We start from the raw sequence: 4237 nt of genomic DNA, 5'->3' as shown, positions 1-4237 counted from the left end.
CGCATCCGGCGGTTACCCTGTCGGCCCCAGCTAGCGCGCCACCTGGCAGCGCTGCAACTCGGGATGTTATTAGCCCGGGTCGCTATATATGAGGCGCAAGGACTTGGGGATGCAGACAGATTGTCCAGCCACAGCTGACAATGTGATATCCGCGGCCCATGCCGTCGATAGCTGACCCACTTCAAATTGGCGAGTTGCGCTTGCCATCAGGCGATGGACCATTTCCCGTCGCCGTCATTATTCACGGTGGTTGCAGGACCAAAGCTTATGCCACGATGCAAAACACTGCGGCCATAGCCAGCTCTCTTTTATCAAATGGTGTAGTGACAAACACGATGCTCGGAGAAGAATTATGAAACACTGGTTGCTGGGTCTATTGGGTTTGTTGGGATTGCTGGTGGGATTTGCCGCGCCAGCACTGGCCCAATATCGTCTGCATGGTGATATCGCTGGCGGAGGGGACGGCGTGGACTATTCCTCGACTATGAGCCCACGTGATTGGTATCAGGGTAGAGAGGAACGCTGGAACGGCGTCCCATCGACCTTGCCATGGTTCAGTCTGGATAAGTTCAACAGGACTGGCATAGGATATGACGCCGAGCGAACACCGACCTATCGCCTATCCTCGCTACTCGGCACGCGGTCCTGCGGCGACTATAACGACTATACGCAGAATGGCTGCTTCGAGGCCGATCTCGCCGGCACCCGCTATCCGGCAATGCGGGCGGTCGGGTTTATTCGGTCAATGGGGCACGCAGTTAAGCCTAAAAACAAGCGAACATTCATCTATCCGCACAACTTTCGGGATTATATGCAGCAATCCGGTGATCTGGCTTCTCGTTACAACAAGTGCATGGTGGCACCAGGATTCAATTATGTTAGTGGCTCCCTTGCTTGCAGCCTTTTAGAGCGCAGCTATGGACCTGAAGCGAAAATCGGAGGCTGCACACGAGAAACCAACGCTATTTCCGCATCGCCGGTGATGCTGCTGGATGTCGATCAGCCGTATAGCCACCCAATCGATCTTAATTTGAAAACGAGACACCCCGGGGCTCTTGACCTAGTGGTGCGGGCGCCTGATGGCAGCTGGCTGTGCGATGTCGCGGGACCGACGACGCTTAGAGGAAATGGTCACCAACGCATCACCCAAGTGCAACAGGGTCGCTATGAGATCTACCTGCTTATCGTGACGCGCCAGAGTCCTTCTTCTTATAATCGGCCTTTGCCCCCGTACCAGCTCTCCATTAAATCGTCGCGGCCGAGTGAGCGCCGGCCTTTCCCAGATATCGATGGGGAATGGCGGCCTTTCCCAAAGAACCTGGGGGTATGGGCAAAATTGCCAACCGGCAACAATCGTATCGACAAAAGTCCTGCCTATGTTCATCCTGGTCCGACCATAAAACAACCTTCGAGCAGCTTCGAGATGGTCTGCGATGACCACGACTACGTTTTCTCGATCTCCCCGACCCTCAAGTTCAATCTCCCAAACTTCCCAAATGGCGACTGGCTGCAGATTGAGACCAAGGACATCGGTTCGGGGCCGCTGATGCTGCTTGTCTATGGGCCCGACGGACCCATGGCGGGAACGAGCAGCGGGGCCGACTATCTCGGGCGAAAGCCATACCAACGGCATCTGCAGAATAATAGCAACTACAAGCTGCCACGAAGGCTCCACACCAGTTATAGTTATGATGGGATTGGATGCGATGCATTGCAGGGGCAACGTCAGTCCAATGGTGTCGTCAATCCGGTCGCCGGCGAATATGCCATCTGGGTCGGGCTGCGAAAGGATTACTTCGATAAGGCTCAGAGACTACCCGCCCGACGGACTTACACTGGCGGCTTCTTGCCTAAAGGCACTGTTGCCCGGGCGTTATTCAAGCTGGAGATTCATCCATCCGCATCAGTTCGGTGACCTCTATCGGCTGCTGTCAAAGCAAAGTAGCTGACGGAGGTGGGTGCTGCCAATTGGCCTGAATGAGTAACGTCGACGACCCGTTTCGCTACTTCAATTCATCACCCGAGATTATCCGTCTGGTTCTGATGATGTACGTCCGTTTTCCGCTGTCGCTGCGGAACGTGGAGCACCTGCTGTTCCAACGAGGCATTATGAAAATAACAGAACTGAAAACGCAAATGCCGGTCAAAAAATTGCCATGTGAGAAGCCCGTATTGGTCGTTTTGGGAGGTACTTTACACACGGAAGTAAAATCTAATTCCGCCAACGAATACACCGCTTCCGGAGGCTCCCCTGTCGGCCCCAGCTAGCGCGTCGGGTCGAGCGCGCTCGGTTTGCGCAGGCGGGCCATGTCGCCGATTTCATCCGGGCGGCTGGACCAGCCGCCAGAGCCACCACCGCGCGCGATTTGCTGCAAGGCGGCGATCCGGTCTTCGGTCGCCGGATGGGTGGAGAACATCTGCCGCACGCCGCCGGGTACGATATAAAGCTGAGCCGCCGCCGGGTTGCGCTGGGCAACCGGATTGGGAATGCGCGCCGCCTCGACGGAAATCTTGTCCAGCGCGGCGGCCAGCGACAAGGGCTTGCCGCTGATCTGTGCTGCCGCAGCATCGGCGCCGAATTCGCGGGTGCGGCTGATCGCCATTTGCACAATCATCGCGGCAAAGGGCGCGATCAGCACCGCCATGATCCCGGCCACGCCCCGGTTGCCCCGAAAGAACATGCCGAAATTGGCGAGCATCGACACCGCACCGGCAATCGTCGCGACCATGGTCATGATCAGCGTATCGCGGTTTTTCACATGGCCGAGTTCATGCGCCATCACGCCCTCGATCTCGTCATGGCTGAGCATTTTGAGCAGGCCGGTGGTGGCGGCGACCGCGGAATGTTCGGGATCGCGGCCGGTGGCAAAGGCGTTCGGCTGAGGCTGGTCAACAATATAGACTTTCGGCATCGGCAGCTGGGCGCGCTGGGCGAGATTTTTGACCATATTGTAAAATTCGGGATGGCTGGAGGCATCCACCTCGACCGCATCGTGCATTTTCAGCACGATCTTGTCGGCGTTCCAATAGGTGAACAGGTTCATGCCCGCCGCGACCAGCAGGGCGATGATCGCGCCGCCGCTGCCGCCGAGCGAATAGCCCAAGACCATGAACAGCGCCGTCAGTGCTGCCAATAGCATGGTTGTCTTCATGAAATTCATCGTCTCTACTCGCTTGAATATGCTTGTCTCAGGCTCAATATAGGGGCTGAGGCGGAGCGATTCAATTTGGCGGACAGGCGAAAAATATGACCGATAGCGATAGAAAACCCGGCGAGCGACCGGCCCATGTGAAGGCGCCGGCGCATCTTTCCAAAAGCAAGCCGGTGCCGGCACCCGATCCGCTGGAAAAAGCCGAAGAGATTGCCGACAAAAATGGACCCACTCGTTATGGCGACTGGGAGCATAAGGGCATCGCGGTCGATTTCTGACGCGCCGCACAGCGCAATTTTTGGCGACGCACCCGGCAGGCGGATATATTTAAGTCTTTGCGCCACAGTGCTTTTATGGAAAGAACGCTGATCGAGGCCGATTGCCGAACGGGAGCGATATTGTGAGCAAGGACAAGCCAGGTGCGGATGGCGTCGAAACCATCGCGCCGGAAAATAGAAATGTCCCGACGGATGTCCCGCCGACCGCGGCTGCAGAGGCTGGCAGCATCGATATCAGTTTCTCGCCGGGTCTGGCGTCCTTTCTGGCGACGCATGACATCGCGATCGGCTTTACCTCCTACCAGACCGGGCGGCTCTATCTGATCGGCCATGGCCCGGACGGAAAGCTGGCGCTGCATGAAGCGGTCTATCCGCAGGCGATGGGCGTAACCGGCGATGCCGGCCGTATCTATCTCGGCACGCTGACCCAGATTGTGCGTATGGAAAATGTGCTGGGGCCGAATCAGCGAGCCAATCAGGTGCATGACAAGGTCTATGTGCCGCGCAATTTGCAGACCACCGGCAATGTCGACATCCACGAAATCGGCATTCAGGACAATGGCAAGATCATCTTCGTCAACACCCGCTTCAACTGCCTGTGCGAACCCAGTCTGACGCACAGTTTCAAGCCGGTCTGGAAACCCGATTTCATCAGCCAGATTATCGCCGAGGATCGTTGCCATCTCAACGGTCTGGCGATGGTCGATGGAAAAGCGAAATATGTCAGCGCCGTCTCCCGCTCGGACGTCGCCAATGGCTGGCGGGATCATCGCGATGATGGCGGGCTGATCATCGACGTGGAGAGCC

General features: G+C 57.0%; 4 protein-coding genes and 1 pseudogene. 4 read left to right on the top strand and 1 reads right to left on the bottom strand.

Going from position 1 to position 4237, the window contains the following annotated elements; translation table 11 throughout:
• The first annotated feature begins 352 nt into the window (after positions 1-352).
• Entirely contained in the window at positions 353-1915 is a 1563-nt protein-coding gene (locus tag V7665_RS12665) for a hypothetical protein (RefSeq protein WP_335664896.1), read from the top strand.
• A gap of 62 nt (positions 1916-1977) precedes the next feature.
• Positions 1978-2109: pseudogene (locus V7665_RS13945) on the top strand (IS6 family transposase); the annotation flags it as partial.
• Between the two features lie 155 nt (positions 2110-2264).
• Here V7665_RS13945 and V7665_RS12655 read toward each other — a convergent pair.
• Positions 2265-3161 carry a M48 family metalloprotease gene (locus tag V7665_RS12655; protein ID WP_335664894.1) on the bottom strand — a complete coding sequence of 299 codons (897 nt, stop codon included), beginning with the start codon at positions 3159-3161 and terminating at the stop codon, positions 2265-2267.
• An 86-nt stretch (positions 3162-3247) separates the two neighbouring features.
• On the opposite strand from V7665_RS12655, the gene V7665_RS12650 reads away from it, so the two are divergent.
• Positions 3248-3430, top strand: a complete 183-nt coding sequence (locus V7665_RS12650) for a DUF1674 domain-containing protein (protein ID WP_335664893.1) — start codon at positions 3248-3250, stop codon at positions 3428-3430.
• Between the two features lie 122 nt (positions 3431-3552).
• On the top strand, positions 3553-4237 hold a 685-nt coding region (locus V7665_RS12645), incomplete at its 3' end, for a DUF4915 domain-containing protein (protein WP_335664892.1).

It is taken from the genome of Parasphingorhabdus sp., from assembly GCF_036964675.1.
Classification (GTDB): Bacteria; Pseudomonadota; Alphaproteobacteria; order Sphingomonadales; family Sphingomonadaceae; genus Parasphingorhabdus.
The sequence above is the reverse complement of the archived record's forward strand: the minus strand, read 5'-3'. Positions and strand labels throughout refer to the sequence as shown.